13 protein-coding genes are annotated in these 15,610 nt (G+C 73.3%); 7 read left to right on the top strand and 6 right to left on the bottom strand.

The features are described 5' to 3' along the window. Window positions 1-28 precede the first annotated feature (28 nt). On the top strand, window positions 29-1,423 hold the full coding sequence (locus N912_RS0134745) for an APC family permease (RefSeq protein ID WP_028926046.1): 1,395 nt from the start codon (window positions 29-31) through the stop codon (window positions 1,421-1,423). Window positions 1,424-1,519: 96 nt separating this feature from the next. Here the strand turns inward: N912_RS0134745 and N912_RS56510 are convergent, their stop codons facing one another. Beyond that, window positions 1,520-5,122 carry an ABC transporter ATP-binding protein gene (locus tag N912_RS56510; RefSeq protein ID WP_084211492.1) on the bottom strand — a complete coding sequence of 1,201 codons (3,603 nt, stop codon included), beginning with the start codon at window positions 5,120-5,122 and terminating at the stop codon, window positions 1,520-1,522. Between the two features lie 339 nt (window positions 5,123-5,461). Here N912_RS56510 and N912_RS0134735 point away from each other — a divergent pair, with 339 nt between their 5' ends. Beyond that, window positions 5,462-5,776 (top strand): iron-sulfur cluster assembly accessory protein, encoded by a 315-nt coding sequence (locus tag N912_RS0134735; RefSeq protein WP_028926045.1) that lies wholly within the window; start codon window positions 5,462-5,464, stop codon window positions 5,774-5,776. Between the two features lie 7 nt (window positions 5,777-5,783). Here the strand turns inward: N912_RS0134735 and malQ are convergent, their stop codons facing one another. The 4 genes from malQ to N912_RS0134715 form a co-directional block, all read right to left on the bottom strand. Continuing rightward, window positions 5,784-7,766 (bottom strand): 4-alpha-glucanotransferase, encoded by a 1,983-nt coding sequence (malQ, locus tag N912_RS56505; RefSeq protein ID WP_051581216.1) that lies wholly within the window; start codon window positions 7,764-7,766, stop codon window positions 5,784-5,786. Window positions 7,767-7,768: 2 nt separating this feature from the next. Then, window positions 7,769-8,605 carry an ABC transporter permease gene (locus tag N912_RS0134725; RefSeq protein WP_028926044.1) on the bottom strand — a complete coding sequence of 279 codons (837 nt, stop codon included), beginning with the start codon at window positions 8,603-8,605 and terminating at the stop codon, window positions 7,769-7,771. Next, entirely contained in the window at window positions 8,605-9,657 is a 1,053-nt protein-coding gene (locus tag N912_RS0134720; RefSeq protein WP_425415343.1) for an ATP-binding cassette domain-containing protein, read from the bottom strand. Before N912_RS0134720 ends, N912_RS0134725 begins: the two co-directional genes overlap by 1 nt. Window positions 9,658-9,722: 65 nt before the next feature. Beyond that, the gene (locus N912_RS0134715; RefSeq protein WP_028926042.1) at window positions 9,723-10,694 is read right to left on the bottom strand and encodes an alpha/beta hydrolase fold domain-containing protein; all 972 of its coding nucleotides are present in this window, start codon (window positions 10,692-10,694) and stop codon (window positions 9,723-9,725) included. A gap of 266 nt (window positions 10,695-10,960) precedes the next feature. Here N912_RS0134715 and N912_RS0134710 point away from each other — a divergent pair, with 266 nt between their 5' ends. Together N912_RS0134710 and N912_RS0134705 are read left to right on the top strand one after the other, a co-directional pair. Further along, window positions 10,961-11,440 carry a cysteine dioxygenase gene (locus N912_RS0134710; RefSeq protein ID WP_028926041.1) on the top strand — a complete coding sequence of 160 codons (480 nt, stop codon included), beginning with the start codon at window positions 10,961-10,963 and terminating at the stop codon, window positions 11,438-11,440. Continuing rightward, window positions 11,437-11,811, top strand: coding sequence for a rhodanese-like domain-containing protein (locus N912_RS0134705; protein WP_028926040.1), 375 nt, complete (start codon window positions 11,437-11,439; stop codon window positions 11,809-11,811). Before N912_RS0134710 ends, N912_RS0134705 begins: the two co-directional genes overlap by 4 nt. 178 nt (window positions 11,812-11,989) lie before the next feature. Here the strand turns inward: N912_RS0134705 and N912_RS61000 are convergent, their stop codons facing one another. Then, window positions 11,990-12,526 carry a hypothetical protein gene (locus tag N912_RS61000; RefSeq protein ID WP_156994233.1) on the bottom strand — a complete coding sequence of 179 codons (537 nt, stop codon included), beginning with the start codon at window positions 12,524-12,526 and terminating at the stop codon, window positions 11,990-11,992. An 85-nt stretch (window positions 12,527-12,611) separates the two neighbouring features. On the opposite strand from N912_RS61000, the gene N912_RS0134695 reads away from it, so the two are divergent. From N912_RS0134695 to N912_RS0134685, 3 genes are all read left to right on the top strand, one after another. Next, the gene (locus tag N912_RS0134695; protein WP_028926039.1) at window positions 12,612-13,478 is read left to right on the top strand and encodes a helix-turn-helix domain-containing protein; all 867 of its coding nucleotides are present in this window, start codon (window positions 12,612-12,614) and stop codon (window positions 13,476-13,478) included. Window positions 13,479-13,484: 6 nt separating this feature from the next. After that, entirely contained in the window at window positions 13,485-13,700 is a 216-nt protein-coding gene (locus tag N912_RS0134690; protein WP_028926038.1) for a DUF397 domain-containing protein, read from the top strand. 219 nt (window positions 13,701-13,919) lie between these two features. Next, entirely contained in the window at window positions 13,920-15,476 is a 1,557-nt protein-coding gene (locus N912_RS0134685; RefSeq protein WP_051581214.1) for a long-chain-fatty-acid--CoA ligase, read from the top strand. Window positions 15,477-15,610: the final 134 nt, after the last annotated feature.

Genomic DNA, 15,610 nt, shown 5'->3' with positions numbered 1-15,610 from the left:
CCGGTCTCCGCCCGGACAAGGAGGCGACGTGGACGCCGCTGATGGGGTCGAGAGGTTCGGTTACCGGCAGCAGTTGAGGCGTTCGCTGCGGTTCGGCGACCTGCTGGTGTACGGGCTGATCTTCATGGTGCCGATCGCGCCGTTCGGCATCTTCGGCAGCGTGTTCTCCGGGTCCGGCGGGATGGTCGCGCTCGCGTACCTGGTCGGCATGGTGGCGATGATGTTCACCGCGAGCTCGTACGCGCAGATGTCGCGGGCGTTCCCGATGGCCGGCTCGGTGTACACCTACGCGGGGCGGGGGATCGCGGCGCCGGTCGGCTTCCTGGCCGGCTGGGTGATCGTGCTGGACTACGTGCTGGTGCCGGCGCTGCTGTACCTGGTGGCCGGGGTGGCGATGAACACACTGGTGCCGGTGATCCCGGTGCCGGTGTGGCTGGTCGCGTTCGTGGTGCTCAACACGGTGGTCAACTACCTGGGCATCGAGATGACCGCGCGGGTCAACAAGGTCATGCTGGCGGCGGAGCTGGCGGTGCTGGTGATCTTTCTCGTGGTCGGGGTGGTGGCGCTGGCCTCGGGGCGCGGGGGCGGGTGGTCTGCGCTGTCGCCGTTGTACAACGCCGCGACGTTCTCCTGGCCGGTGGTGTTCGGGGCGGTGTCGCTCGCGGTGCTGTCGTTCCTGGGCTTCGACGGCATCTCGATGCTCGCGGAGGAGAACAGGGACGCGGCGCGGTCGCTGGGGCGGGCGATGGTGGCCGCTTTGTTGCTGGCCGGGGTGTTGTTCGTGGTGCAGACCTGGGTGGCATCGCTGCTGGTCGCGGACCCGGACCGGCTGCTGGCGGAGGGCGACCCGGGGAGTACCGCGTTCTACGACGCGGCGCGGGTGGCCGGCGGTGGGTGGCTGGCCGGGCTGACCGCGGCGGCCACCGCCGTGGCGTGGGGGTTCGCCAACTCGCTGGTGGCGCAGGCGGCCACCTCGCGGCTGCTGTTCGCGATGGCCCGGGACCGGCAGCTGCCGGCGGTGCTGGCGCGGGTGTCATCCTCGCGTCAGGTGCCGGTGAACGCGACGTTGCTGGTCGCGGCGGTGTCGTTGGTGCTCGGGCTGTACCTGAGCAGCCGTGACGACGGCATCCCGCTGATGACCTCGTTGGTCAACTTCGGTGCCATGACGGCGTTTCTGGTGCTGCACGTGTCGGTGGTGGTCCACTTCGTGATCCGGTCCGGGAGCAGGGACTGGCTGCGTCACCTGGTGGTGCCCGTGCTGGGGTTCGCGATCCTGCTGTACGTGGTGATCAACGCCAAGGTCGCGGCCCAGGTCCTGGGCTTCGTGTGGCTCGGCGTCGGCGTCCTGGTCCTGCTCGTCCTCCTGGCCACCGGCCGCCGCCCTGCGCTGTCCGGTATGTCCCCAGAGTCCGACCCCGCGTGAGCTCGCGCCGAGACTGCGCGCCGCACACCCGGTTCGTGGCCCGCACAACTGCTTCAGTGCGTGTGCGGGGTACGGAGTGGGTGTGCGACGCCCGAGTCAGGCCTCCGGGGTGCCGGCGCGCCAGAAGGCGGCGTAGCGGCCGTTGGCGGCCAGCAGGGCGGCGTGGGTGCCTTGTTCGACTATCTGGCCGTCGGCCAGGACCAGGATGCGGTCGGCGCGGGCGGCGGTGGCCAGGCGGTGGGCGACGATCACGGTGGTGCGGCGGCGGTGTTCGGCCCCGGCGCCGGGCGCCCGGCCGGTGAGGCGGTCGCTGGCGGCGAGCACAGCGGCCTCGGTGGCCGGGTCGAGCGCGGCGGTCGCCTCGTCGAGCAGCAGCAGGTCGGGGTCGACCAGCTCGGCGCGGGCCAGGGCGACCAGTTGGCGCTGGCCGGCGGACAGGCCCTGGCCGCGTTCGCCGACGGGCTGGCGGAAGCCGGCGGGCAGGGTGGCGATCATGTCCAGGGCGCCGACGGCCCTGGCGGCGGCCTCGATCCGCTCGGGCGGGGCGTCCGGGCGGCCGTAGGCGATGTTGGACGCCACGTCCCCGGTGAACAGGTGCGCCTCCTGCGGGACCACGCCGAGCCGCTGCCGGTACGCCGAGAGCGGGTAGCGGCGCAGGTCCACCCCGTCCACCAGCAGCCGGCCGGACGTCACGTCGTAGAACCGCCCGAGCAGCTTGACCACCGTGGACTTGCCGGCCCCGGTGGCGCCGACCAGCGCGACCGTCTCGCCGGGCGGGATCCGCAGCGAGACCTCACGCAGCGCGTCCCGCTCGGCCGCCGGGTAGCGGAACCCGACGGTGTCGAACTCGACCTCGCCGCGCAGCCGCGCCGGCACCTCCACCCGGTCGTCGGGCGCGGCGGCCGGCACCGAGGTCGGGGTGCGCAGCAGGTCGCCGATCCGGGTCAGGCCGACCCGCGCCTGCTGGTAGCCGTCGAACACCTGGGAGAGCTGCTGCACCGGGGTGAAGAACATGCCCAGGTAGAGCAGGAACGCGGCCAGCACGCCGGGGGTCAGCTCGCCGGCCGCCACCCGGGACGCGCCGACCCCGAGCACCGCCGCCTGGGCCAGCTCGGAGAGCAGCGTGACGAACGGGAAGTAGGTGGCGATGTAGCGCTGCGCGCGCAGCCGGGTCACCCGGTAGGCCATGCTCAGCGCGCTGAACTCGGCGGCGCTGTAGTCCTCGCGCACGTACGCCTGCGAGACCCGCAGCCCGGTCACGTTCTCCTGCAGGTCGGCGTTGACCGCGCTAACCCGCTCGCGGGCCTGCGCGTATGCCTCGGTGGCCAGCTTGCGGAACACCACGGTGGCCGCCGCCAGCACCGGCAGCCCGGCCAGCGCGACCAGCGCCAGCCCGGGGTCGGTGAGCAGCAGCGCGCCGGCCACGCCGAGGATCGTGAGCAGGCTGACCACCGCCTGCGCCAGCCCGGTCTGCAGGAACGTGGACAGCGCGTCCACGTCGGTGGTCATCCTGGTCATGATCCGGCCGGACAGCTCGCGCTCGTAGTAGTCCAGCCCGAGCCGCTGCAGGTGGGCGTAGCTGCGCACCCGCAGCAGGTAGAGCACGCTCTCCCCGGCCCTGGCCGTCACGATCGTCTGCGCCCTGGTGACCAGCCAGTCCGCCGTCACGACCAGCACGCCGATCACCGTGGCCAGCAGGAGAACGCCGGGCGCGTGGCCGACGATCCCGCCGTCCACCGCCAGCCGGGCCAGCGACGGGTACGCCACGCTGGCCATCGCTCCCGCCGCGACCAGCACGATGCTCAGGGCCAGCAGCCCGCGCACCGGGCGCAGCAGCCGGCGCAGCGTGAAGCCGGGGTCCGGCGCGGTGGCGTCCGCTCCGTTCAGCACCGGGCGGTCGGTCGGCTCGGGCAGGGCGTTCACCGAGGCCAGCAGCGCGGGCGACGGCGGAACCGAGCCCACCCCCGGCCACTCGCCGGCTTCGGGCCGCCGCGTCGGCGCGTCGCCCTCCGGGGGTTCCGGCCACAGCTCCGCGCCGTCGCGCGGGCGGCCGGACCGGTGGCCGTTCCCGCTCACCGACAGCAGCGCGCCCCGGGCGTCCAGCTCGGCCTCGGTGCCGGCGTCGACCACCCGGCCGCCGTCCAGCACCACGATCCGGTCGGCCAGCGCGAGCGTGGAGCGGCGGTGCGCGATCAGGATCGTGGTCCGCGCGGCGGTGACCGTGCGCAGGGTGGCGTGGATGGCGGCCTCGGTGGTGGCGTCCACCGCCGAGGTGGCGTCGTCCAGCAGCAGGATGCGCGGGTCCGACAGCAGCGCCCTGGCCAGCGCGATCCGCTGACGCTGCCCGCCGGACAGGGTCAGCCCGCGCTCGCCGACCACCGTGTCGTAGCGATCCGGCAGGTGCTCGACGAACTCTTCCACCTGGGCGGCGCGGGCGGCGGCGCAGACCTCCTCGTCGGTGGCGTCCGGGCGGCCGTAGGCGATGTTGGCGCGGATGGTGTCGGAGAACAGGAACGCCTCCTCGAACACCACCCCCAGCTCGCGGCGCAGCGCGGACCTGCGCAGCCGGTCCAGCGGGACGTCACCGATGCGGATCTCGCCGGCCTGCGGGTCGTAGAACCGGGGCAGCAGCATGGCCACCGTGGACTTGCCGGACCCGGCCGAGCCGACCAGCGCGACCGTCTCGCCCGGCTCCACCCGCAGCGAGACGCCGTCCAGCACCGGCTCGTCGCGGGTGTAACCGAACCGCACGTCGGCCAGCTCGACGGACAGTCGACCCGCCGGCAGCTCCTCAGGGTCGTCCGGGTCGGTGACCTCGGGCTGCGACTCGATCAGCTCGTACACCCGCTCCACGCCGGCCCGCGCGAGCTGCCCGGTGACGATCAGGCTGCCCATCATCCGGGCCGGCCCCACCAGGTTGCCGACGTACGCGGAGAACGCCAGGAAGGTGCCGATGGTGATCTGCTCGTTCAGCGCCAGCCAGCCGCCGAAGCCGAACACCGCGATCAGCCCGAGCGAGGGCAGCGCGGCCAGCGGCGGGGACAGCCGCGCGGTCAGCCGGGCCGAGCGCAGCCGCTCGCCGAACAGCCGCAGCGCCTGCCGCCGCAGCGTGCCGACCTCGCGCTCCTCCTGCCCGAACCCCTTGACCACCCGGACCCCGGTGACCGTCTCCTCCACCTGCTGGGCCACGTCGGCGGCCCGCTGCTGCGCCGACCAGGTGGCCGGGAACAGCATCCGCCGGGTCCGCGCGGTGATCAGCAGCGACGCCGGCACCATGACCAGCGCGACGGCGGTGAGCAGCGGCGACAGCCAGAGCATGGCCACGAACGAGGCGAGCAGCAGCACGGCGGCGCCGGTCACCATGGGCACGAACGAGAGCAGCCCCTGTACCTGCTGCAGGTCGCTGATCGCCCGCGACACGATCTGGCCGGTGCGCATGGCGTCCTGCTTGGGTCCGTCCAGGCGCTGCACCGCCGCGAACACCGCCCGCCGCAGGTCGTGCTGGACGTCCAGGGCGAGCCGCCCGCCCAGGTAGCGGCGCAGGAACGCGGCCACGAACCGGATCACGGCCAGCCCGAGCAGGGCGCCGACCAGCGCGGGCAGCGCCTCGGTCTGGCCGCGCACCGAGTCGTCCACCGCGACCTTGCTCAACAGCGGCCAGGCCGCCTCCAGGCCGACCCCGAAGATCGCCGACGACATCGCCGTGATCGTCACCCCGGGGTGGCGCCAGCAGGCCCGGGCCAGCCGGCGGATCCAGCCGGGTTGGCCGGGCGCGCGGTCCGAGGGCTGTTGGGCCGGTTGGGGGAGCCACTCGCGCCAGGACAGCGCGGTGCGGCGCGCGCCGGTCGGGGCAGGCCGCTGCTCGGTTGTCGCGTCCGTGTGTTCGTCCTTTCCGCTGACAGGCCCAGGTACGCACCCGGGCCTGTCAGCCAGGTTATGTCAGCCCACCGACAACGGCCCGTCGCGCGAGGGCGACCGCCCGTCGCACCAGGGGGCCCCATGCTGCGTTCCCGAGGGCCACCCCCTACGGTCGGGGCGATGTTGGCAATCACCGAAAACGCAGCACAGGCCATCAACGCCCTGGTGTCGCGGGGCGAGATGCCAGAGGGATCGGGAGCCCGGATCGCCGCGGACGACGCGGGGCAGGGTCTCGAGCTGGCCCTGGTGCCGGGGCCCGCCGCGGACGACGCGGTGGTTCAGGGCGCCGGCGCCACCGTCTACCTGGAGCCCGGCGCGGCGCAGGTCCTCGGCGACAAGACGCTCGACGTGGAGCGGTTCACCGAGGCCGACGGGGAGGAGCAGTTGCGGTTCGCCATCGTTCCGCAGCACCCCGACCCCGCCGGGCAGGCCTGACAGACCTTCAGACGTCAGTTGGTTCGGGCTCGTCGCCGGTGGCCTCCCGGTCGCCGGCGGCGTCCCGGAATGCGGCGGTGACCTCGGACACCCTGGGGTCGGCGCGGAGTTCGTCCAGGGTGGACGGCAGCGGCAGCCGCCAGTTCGGGTACTCGTCCACGGTGCCCGGCAGGTTGGGCTGACGCGGCTCGCCCAGGACGTCGTAGGGCGAGATCAGGCGGAGTCGGCACGGGGTGCTTGCCAGCATCCGGTGCATGGCCAGCGTGATGTCCCACTCGGACGGCTCGGGGCTGACGGAATCCGCGACTCGCCCTGACAAATCTCCCGACTCGCGGAGGTGTTGGACCCACTCGGTGCGTTCGTGGGCGGCGTGCGCGTGCGCGGAGTCGGGGTCGGTCAGGATGCCGAGGTGGGCGCGGGTGCGGACGTGGTCGGCGCGGAGGAAGCCGGCGACCGTGGGCAGGTCGTGGGTGGAGAGGCTGGCGGCGGCGCGTTCGGGCCAGGCTGCGGGCGGTAGGAGCTTGTCGTCGTGGTCGTCGCGGGCGAACCAGGCGACGGCGCAGCCCAGCATGCCGCGCTCGGCGAGGGCGGTGGTCACCTCCGGTTCGACGGTGCCCAGGTCCTCGCCGACGATCACCGCGCCGGCCCGGTGTGCTTCCAGGGTGAGGGCGGCGAGCATCGCGTCGGCGTCGTAGCGGACGTAGGTGCCTCGGTTGGGCTCCTCGCCGGGCGGGACCCACCACAGGCGCCAGAGGCCGGCCACGTGGTCGACACGCAGGCCGTCGGCGTGGGTGAGGACCGCGCGGAGCATGTCCCGGTAGGCGGCGTAGCCGGTGGCCGCCAGGCGGTCCGGGCGCCAGGGCGGCAGGCCCCAGTTCTGGCCGCGCGGGGTGAAGTCGTCGGGGGGTGCGCCTACCGTCACGTTGGTGGCGAGGACGTCGGCGAGCGCCCAGGCGTCGGCGCCTTCCGGGTCCACGCCGACGGCTAGGTCGTGGAGGATGCCTACGGGCATGCCGGCGGCGGTCTCGCGTACGGAGGCGAGCTGGCGCGCGCACTGCTCCTGGACCCAGGCGTGGAAGGCCACCCTGGGCGCGAGGTCGCCGGCCGCGGCGCGGGCACTCGACGGGTCGCGGTACTCCGGCGGCCAGTCCGTCCAGCGGGCGCCGTGGCGTTCGGCCAGCGCGTTGTAGACGGCGAAGTCGGGCGGATCTTCCGGTGACGGACGACCAGTCGCGCGCCAGAGCAGCTCCAGCGCGGACCGCTTGGCCGCCCACACCAGGTCGTGGTCGATGCGCGCGCCCGGCGGCGCCACCCGCAGCGCGTCCACCTCGGCCCTCGTGGCGGCGTCCGCCTGGTGATACGCGTCGACGTCCTCGATGCGCAGCGCCAGCGGGTTGGCGAACCGCCGGCTGGACGGGGTGTACGGCGAGGGCTGCACCGGATGCGTCGGCCCCGGCGCGTGCAGCGGGTTGAGCAGCACCGCGCCCGCGCCGTGCTCGCGGGCCGTCCAGGAGACGAACTCGCGCAGGTCACCGAGGTCGCCGATGCCCCAGGAACGGTCCGAGCGCAGCGCGTACAGCTGCAGCTGCCAGCCCCAGGCCCTCGGCGCCTCCGGGGCTCGGGGCGGCGCGACGATCACCGTGACGTCATCGCCGGCACCCGAAGCGCGGTACCAGCCGGGGGCCAGGTCGGCGGGCAGTTCGTCGCGCACGTCCCGGCGGGTGCCGTCCTCGGCGACCAGCTGGCGCGCCCCGGGCAGCGGGCGCGGCGGCTCACCGGTCCGCACCGCCACGGTGGCCGGCGCGGCGGCGCGCTCGGCGACGGCGGCCAGCTCGCGGCGACGATCCGCCGCGGTCGCGGAGTCCACCCCGAGCAGGCCGAGCACCCGCACCACCACGTCGGGGTCGACGCTGACCGGCCGGCGGCGGTCGTCCAGGTACTCGGTGGCCACACCGTGCGCGGCGGCCAGCCGGCGCAGGGCCTCGTCCACCCTCAGGTGACGTCGCGGCGGCGGGCGGCGGCGATCCCGCCGAGCACGGCCAGCGCCGCGTACCCGGCGAACACCAGCAGCGCGCCCCACCAGGGCAGCGAGCCCCTGGTCAGGGAGGCGCCGAACAGCCCGTCGCCGGCCAGCTCGGCCAGCGCGGCGGTGCCCGACCCGGCCGGCAGGTAGTCGCCGATGTTGCCGAGGTCGCTGAGCGCGACGAACAGGTTGATGATCCGCTCGCCGAGCAGCACGTACAGCAGCAGCAACACGATCGCGCCGAGCTGGTTGCTGATCAGCATGCCGACGCCGACGCCGAGCACCGCCCACAGCGCGAACACCGGCAGCGAGGCGGCGCTCACCGCGAACACCGGCCCGGTGTCCACGCCCGCCAGGTTAGCGCCGCCGATCAGCGTGCCGAGCAGCCCGAACACCGAGGCCACCAGCCCGTACACCGCGCCGACCAGCGCGGCCACCGCCGCCTTGGCCACCACCACCTGGCCCCGGCCCGGCGCGGTGAGGAACGTCGTGGTGATGGTGCGGTGGCGATACTCCGCCGTGGCGCAGACCGCCCCGAAGACCATGGCGAACTTCGAGGCGAAGAAGTCGAGGCCGAACACCTGGGTCAGCGCGGGGCTGAACGACAACCCGGCGCTGGCCGCCGCCGCCAGCGCGTACAGCCCGCTGAGCAGCGCGGCCGGGATCAGCAGCCCCCACCATGCCGAGGTGGACAACGTCTTGCGCAGCTCCGCGACGATCAGCCCGCGCAGCGCCGGCACCGACCAGGGTCCGGCGTCGACGGTCCGGGCGGCCGGCACCGAGGGCGCCGAGGGCAGCGAGCTCATCACCGGGCTCCTTCCTGGCCGGACTCCGCCGGTCGGCCCGACGACACCGGCTCGGCTGGGGGCGGTGCGGCGGGCGGTGGCGCGGCGGGTGGCACCGGCGGCGTGAGCTGGCCGGCGGTCGGCGCGTTCGGCTGGAAGTGCCCCGAGGTGAGCTGCAGGAACCGCTCCTCCAGGTCGTTGCGCTCCCCGGTCAGCCCGTAGATCGCCACCCCGGCGGCCAGCGCCACGTCCCCGACGACCGTGCTCGTCGTCCCGGTGACGGTCAGCCCACCGTCCGCCCCGGACTGGATGTCGGTGATGCCGCGCTCGGCCAGCGCGGTGGCCAGCTTCGCCGGGTCCGCGCAGCGCACCTGCACCCGCTCGACCCCGTTGCCGCCCAGCTCGTCCGGCCGCCCCTCGTACACCTGGGCGCCCTGACTGATGATCACGACCTTGTCCACGACCTGCGAGATCTCCGCCAACTGGTGGCTGGAGATGAGCACCGTGCGCCCGGCCCCCGCGAACGAGCGCAGGAACCCCCTCAGCCACGCGATCCCCTCCGGATCCAGGCCCGCGCCCGGCTCGTCCAGCATCAGCACCTGCGGGTCGCCGAGCAGCGCGGTGGCCAGCGCCAGCCGCTGGCGCATGCCCAGCGAGTAGCCGCCGACCTTGCGATCGCCCGCGTCGGTGAGCCCGACCAGCGTGAGCATCTCGTCCGCCCGCTGGTCCGGAACCCCGATCGCGGCCGTATACCCGAGCAGGTGCGCGCGGGCCGACCGGGCGCGGTGGAACCCGTGCGCATCCAGCACACCGCCCACCACCCGCCCCGGGTTGGCCAGCGCGTCATAGCGCGCACCGTTGATGGTGACCTCGCCCTCGGTGGGCGTCACCAACCCCAGCGCCGCGCGCAGCGTCGTCGTCTTGCCGGCCCCGTTCGGCCCCAGGAAACCCGTGACCTGCCCAGGCTCCACGGTGAAGCTGAGGTCACGCACCGCCTCGACCGGGCCGAACCGCTTGGTCAGGTTCCGGACCACCACGCGTCCGCTGCCGTCGTTGATACTGCGGCCGTTCATCGGGCCCATACTGCCTGATAGCAATACCCGTGAGTGGTTAGGGTCGTCATAGCGGCCCTAACCACTCACGGGTTGAGCGCGGCGGCGAAGACCTCGCGGGCGTGCGCGCCGATGCGGTCCAGCACCGTGCGGGCGTGCGCGACCGCCCCGGTCATCCAGCAGAAGCCGTGCGCCATCGTCTCGTTGCGGCAGTCCAGGACCTCGACCCCGGCCCCGGCCAGGGCCGCCGCGTAGGCAAGGCCCTCGTCGCGCAGCGGGTCGAACCCGGCGGTGACCAGCGCGGTCGGCGGCAGGCCGGTGAGGTCGTCGGCGCGCAGCGGGGACACCCTCGGGTCGGTCACGTCCTCGGCGCCGGTGAGGTAGCGCGCGCCGAACAGGTCCAGGTCCGTGGCGGTGAGCAGATAGCCGTCGGCGTGCTCGATCCGCGACGGCCACCGTCCGGCGAAGTCCAGCACCGGGCACAGCAGCAGCTGCCACGCCAGCACCGGGCCGTCCCGCCTGGCCTGCTGGGCGACCACGGCGGCCACCGTGGCGCCGGCGCCGTGCCCGGCCACCCCGATCCGCGCCGGGTCGCCGCCCAGCGCGGCGGCGTGCTCGGCGAACCAGTCCGTGGCCGCCGCGCCGTCGCGCACCGCGGCCGGGAACGGCGAGTCCGGCCCCGACCGGCACCGCACCGAGGCGACCACCGCGCCGGTGGCGTTGGCCAGCGCGCGGCACGGCCGGTCCGCCAGGTCCAGCCCGTCGTCCCCGCCACCGCCGCCGTACCCGAGCCCGTACCCCAGCTCACCGCCGTGCAGGTACACCAGCACCGGCAGCGGGTCCGGCCCGTCGCCGATCGGGCGGTAGGCCCGCGCCGGCAGCCCGGTCTCCGGCCCGGGCACTGTCAGCCGCCACACGTCGTCCACCGGCTCCGGATCGCCCTGCAGCGCCATCACCGTGGCCATCACGTCGTCGTCCGCCACCTGGGCAGGCGCCATCGTCAACCCGTCCGCACGCAGCGTGTCGATCACGCGGCGGACCTGGGGGTCGAGCGCCATGGCACCGCCTCCCGGCGACGGTGGGGTGGCTCGGGACCGAACCATGCCGGGTCCCGCCAGGTCAACCAAGTCACCCGTCCGAGAATCCGCTGCCCGGAAGGGGGTCGGCCGCCAAACCAGACTGGTTTTGTGGTGAAATAGACGCATGCGTGACGCGGAGCTCCTCGACCCGTTCTGGGTCTCCCGCCGCGCTCACCACTTCGACCAGTGCTGTCGCCAGGGCTGATTCGTCACCCGCCCACTCGCGACACCTGGAGCCCGTCGAAGTGATCACCCGCTCTGCCCTGCACGAACTGCGCCAGCTCACCCGCCGCGTCGCCGCCGAGGTCCGCGACGGCCGCCACGAGGTCCACGTCGACCCGGAGCACCGCTGGTACCGCCTGCTCTCCAGCGACGGCTACGTCGACGTCTGGCTGATCGGCTGGGCCCGCGAGCAGTCCGCCGAACTGCACGACCACGCCGGCTCGCTGGGCGCGCTGACGGTGGTGCGCGGCGCGCTCACCGAACACCGCTGGGTGCCCACCGACCGCGACCTCCGCACCCGAACCCTGCGCACCGGCGCCAGCGTCGGCTTCCCGGCCGGCTACGTCCACGACGTGACGAACACCGCCGTCGAACCCGCAGTCAGCGTGCACGCCTACTCCCCGCCGCTGACCGCCATGTCGTACTACCGTGTCGAGCCCGGCGGCCTGCTCCGCCGCACCCGCAGCGTGCTGACCACCGAGCCGGAAGCCGTGACCGCATGACCATCGACGAGATGCTCGCCAACGCCCGCGCCCGCCTGCACCGCCTCCCCCCGCACGCCGCCGCCCAGGCGGTGGCCGACGGCGCCCTCCTCATCGACATCCGCCCCGACTGGCAGCGCTCCTCCGAAGGCAGCATCCCCGGCGCCATGCTCATCGAACGCAACCACCTGGAGTGGCGCCTCGACCCGACCAGCGACTCCCGCATCCCCGAAGCCGTGAGCCACGAAGTCCCCGTGATCATCGTCTGCTCCGAGGGCTACACCTCCAGCCTGGCCGCCGCATCCCTCCAAGACCTGGGCCTACACCGCGCCACCGACCTGATCGGCGGCTTCCAAGCCTGGCGCGCCGCCAACCTCCCCACAAACCGGTAAACCCCGCCCAAACCCGTCCGCGAGTCGGGATTTTTGTCAGGGTGAGTCGGGATTCTTGTCAGACCCGCCCCGACGCGTCACCTCCGCCCCGCCCGCCGCCGCCTCGAACGTCGCCGACCCCGCCACCGCGCGAGGTAGTACGCCAGATAGTCCCGCCAGCGCAGCCGCCCATAGTCGATCACGGCCGCCCCCGCTCGGCGGCGTCCGGAACCCGGGCGGCACACCGGAAGCACGGCATGCCCGTCCCCGGGCCGACGATGTCCATCTGGTCCACCCGGATCGGCTCGCCGCACCGCGCGGTCACCGCGTCGCCCGCCCGAACCGCCTCCCCCGGCACCAGCAGGAACACGTGCGTCACCCGCCGCGTGTCACCGATGCCCGGGATATCCGCCAGATACCGCCCCAACAGCCGGACCGGCGCCCCCAGCGCGGGATGCGCCATCCAGCACACATCGGTGATCTCCGGCCGCCGCACCAGCCGGTCCACGACCCGCCGCGCCTGGACCGGCGTGGACGCCGCGAGTTCGAGAACGGGGCTCCCCCGCCGCCGCACGCGCACCAGGAAGTCGCACTTGCGGGGCTCGGCCATCGCGTCCTCGCCGGTCGGTGGGAGTGGGTGACGGCGGCCCCGGCCGGGGTTCGGGGCACGACGGGGCCGCCGTCGGCTGTCGGGCTCACCGGCTACAGTGCTCGGCACCTCGGTGAACCAGCTCATGCGGAGTAAGCTACGACTGAGCGCGCTCAAGAAGCGAACGTTGTAACCGCACCACTACTCACCGTCACTCCCAAGGGAGAAAACCGTGGTCGCCCCGTCCAGCAGTCCCACCGCGCTCAAGTGGTGGTTCGCCGTCGAGATGCGCCGGATGCGCGAGAACCGCAACCTCACCCGCGACCAGGCGGCCGCCGCCATCAAGGGCAGCCCGCAGAACGTCGGCCACATGGAGACCGGCCGCATCCTGCCCAAGCCGCTGGAGCTGGACCGCCTCCTGGAGCTCTACGGCGTGCCCGAACGCGCCGGCTTCTTCCAGGACCTGCGCCTGCGGGCGAAGCGCGGCACGGACTGGTGGATCGACTTCGCCGGCTCGGTGCCGGAGAACTTCGACCTGTTCTTGGGCTTGGAGACGACCGCCGTGCAGATCGAGAGCTGGGACGCGCACGTGGTGCGTGGCCTGTTCCAAACGCCGGCATACGCGGAGGCGCTCATCCACGCCGGGCGTCCCGAGCTGCCAGCGGCCGAGGTCGCCGGCCTGGTCGAGCTGCGCATGGGCCGCCAGCGCGAGGTTCTGGAACGCGACGACCCGCCGCTGGTCTGGTCCGTGATCGCCGAGCCGGCGCTGCGCTGGCGGGTCGGCGGCCGAGAGGTGTTACGCGCCCAGCTCGACCACCTGGTCGCACTGGTCGAGCGGCCGAACATCGAGGTGCAGGTACTGCCCCTGGACGTAGGCGCGCACGCCGGCACCGAGGGCACGTTCCACCTCTTGTCCGCCCCGCCGGAGCTGCGGAACTACCCCGGCTGCGTTTATGTCGAGGACCGCATCAGGAGCCACTACTACGAGGACCAGGAGCAGATCACCACCTACCGCAACATCCTCACCCGGCTGCGAATTCAGGCCACCAAACCCGAGGACACTGTGCCGTACATCCGGCAACTAGCGGAGGAGCTGTGATCGGCCATGAGAGATCGGGACGCCTTGACCGCCGCCACGAACTGGCGCAAATCCAGCCATAGCGGCAAAGCGGACGGGGGCTGCGTCGAGGTCGGAACGGCGCCCGGCCTGGTTGGCGTCCGTGACACCAAGCTCGGCGCCGCCAGCCCGGTCCTGGCGTTCGCCCGCGCGGAATGGGCGACGTTCGTAGCGGGCGTCAAGGCCGGTGAGTTCGACGCGTGAGCACAGGGCTCCGGGCAGCCGTTACCTGCCCGGAGCCCCGAGCATTCTCCGGAACGCCGCCCGCTCGGCGCATCTGTCGTAGCCGGTCCCGCACGCTCGGTCACCGCGAGGCCGATCGAACGCTGACAAAATCCGCGACTCACCCTGACAAAAACCCCGACTCGCGGGAGGATGCGCGCGAACGTGGGACGCCGACGACGACGCCACCCGGGGGCCAGTATGAGCACGCCGACTAACTCGCCCGCGAGCATGCACGAAGTTCTCACCCGGTGGGCGGCCGCGCGGCCGGAGGAGGAGGTGCTGCGGTACGAGGGCAGCGTGCGGACCTGGGCAGGGTTGGCGGAGCGGGTGGCCAGGTGTGCCGGCGCGTTGCGGGCGGAGGGGGTGCGGCCGGGGGCCAGGGTCGCGGTGCTGGACCTGAACCATCCGTCGTGCCTGGAGCTGACGCTGGCATGCGCGCAGGTGGGCGCGGCGAACACGGTGGTCAACTTCCGGCTGGCGCCGGCCGAGGTGGCGTATGTGATCAACGACAGCGCCGCCGAGGTGCTGTTCGTCGGCCCGGAGTTCGCGCCGCTGGTGGACGGGGTGAGGGACAAGCTGCCCACGGTGCGCCGGGTCGTGCGGATCGCCGACGAGTACGAGGACTGGCTGGCCGCCGAGCCCGACCACGAGGTCCACCCGGCCGGCCCCGACGACTGCTTCCTGCAGCTCTACACCTCGGGCACCACCGGCTTCCCCAAGGGCGCGATGCTCACCCACCGCGGGATGCTGGCGCACGCCGAACACGTGGCCACCGACTCCGACGCCGGCCCCGGCAGCACCCTGCTGGTGGCGATGCCGCTGTTCCACGTGGGCGGTTCCAGCTACGCGCTGGTCGGCCTGTACGCCGGCGCGCGGATGGTGATGACCCGGATGCCGGACCCGGCGCTGCTGGTCGACGTCCTGGAACGGGAGCGGATCAGCCACACGTTCTTCGTCCCGGCCCTGATGGCGATGATGGCCAAGGTGCCCGGCGTCACCGAGCGCGACTACTCCACGCTGCGGGTGCTCTGCTACGGCGCCTCGCCCATGCCGATGCCCGTGCTGCGCGCCTGCATGGAGATCTTCCCGAACGTGTTCATGCAGGTCTACGGCATGACCGAGGCTAGCGGCGTGGTCAGCCTGCTCGGCCCCGACGAGCACGCGGACACCGCGAACCCGCACCGGCTGCTGTCCGCCGGCAAGCCGATCACCGGCGTCGAGATCGAGGTGCGCGACCCGGTGACCGGCGAACCGGTCCCCACCGGCGAGCCCGGCGAGGTGTGCGTGCGCACCGAGCAGCTCATGTCCGGCTACTGGAACAAGCCGGAGGCCAGCGCGTCGGCCGTGGGCGACGACGGCTGGTTGCGCACCGGCGACGGCGGGCACCTCGACGCGGACGGCTACCTCTACATCACCGACCGGATCAAAGACATGATCATCAGCGGCGGCGAGAACATCTACCCCGCCGAGATCGAGCGGGTGCTGGCCGAGCACCCGTCGGTGGACGACGTCGCCGTGATCGGGGTGCCCGACGAGCGGTGGGGCGAGGTGCCCAAGGCCGTCGTGGTCGCCGCCGAGGGACACGCCGTCGACGAGGCCGAACTGCTCGACTACTGCCGCGCCGAGCTGGCCGCCTACAAGTGCCCGAAGTCGGTCGACGTGGTCGCCGAGCTGCCCCGCAACCCGACCGGGAAGATCCTCAAGAAGGACCTGCGCGCGCCGTACTGGGAGGGCCGCGAGCGCCGCGTGGTCTGACTCGACGGCGCATCATAGCGGCCGCGTTCGCGACGCGCCCGGCGGCCGTACCTCGGAGGATTGGTTCGATCGCACGTTCGGGCGGACCCGTGGTGATCGGCTGATCATGGGTGGTGTGGTGGGGCAGAACGCCC

The sequence above is a fragment of the Actinospineispora acaciae DSM 45401 genome (genome assembly GCF_000620785.1).
Taxonomy (GTDB): domain Bacteria; phylum Actinomycetota; class Actinomycetes; order Mycobacteriales; family Pseudonocardiaceae; genus Pseudonocardia; species Pseudonocardia acaciae.
Note: the sequence above shows the minus strand (reverse complement) of the source record. Positions and strands in the feature narration are given on the sequence as shown.

What these genes read in the sequence shown, in the direction of transcription:
- N912_RS61000 (WP_156994233.1), bottom strand. Translation starts at nt 12,526, where the DNA reads ATGAGCTGGTTCACCGAGGTGCCGAGCACTGTAGCCGGTGAGCCCGAC.
- N912_RS0134725 (WP_028926044.1), bottom strand. Translation starts at nt 8,605, where the DNA reads ATGAGCTCGCTGCCCTCGGCGCCCTCGGTGCCGGCCGCCCGGACCGTC.
- N912_RS0134685 (WP_051581214.1), top strand. Translation starts at nt 13,920, where the DNA reads ATGAGCACGCCGACTAACTCGCCCGCGAGCATGCACGAAGTTCTCACC.
- N912_RS0134720 (WP_425415343.1), bottom strand. Translation starts at nt 9,657, where the DNA reads ATGAACGGCCGCAGTATCAACGACGGCAGCGGACGCGTGGTGGTCCGG.
- N912_RS0134690 (WP_028926038.1), top strand. Translation starts at nt 13,485, where the DNA reads ATGAGAGATCGGGACGCCTTGACCGCCGCCACGAACTGGCGCAAATCC.
- N912_RS0134715 (WP_028926042.1), bottom strand. Translation starts at nt 10,694, where the DNA reads ATGGCGCTCGACCCCCAGGTCCGCCGCGTGATCGACACGCTGCGTGCG.
- N912_RS0134705 (WP_028926040.1), top strand. Translation starts at nt 11,437, where the DNA reads ATGACCATCGACGAGATGCTCGCCAACGCCCGCGCCCGCCTGCACCGC.
- N912_RS0134735 (WP_028926045.1), top strand. Translation starts at nt 5,462, where the DNA reads ATGTTGGCAATCACCGAAAACGCAGCACAGGCCATCAACGCCCTGGTG.
- N912_RS56510 (WP_084211492.1), bottom strand. Translation starts at nt 5,122, where the DNA reads ATGTCGTCGGCGATCTTCGGGGTCGGCCTGGAGGCGGCCTGGCCGCTG.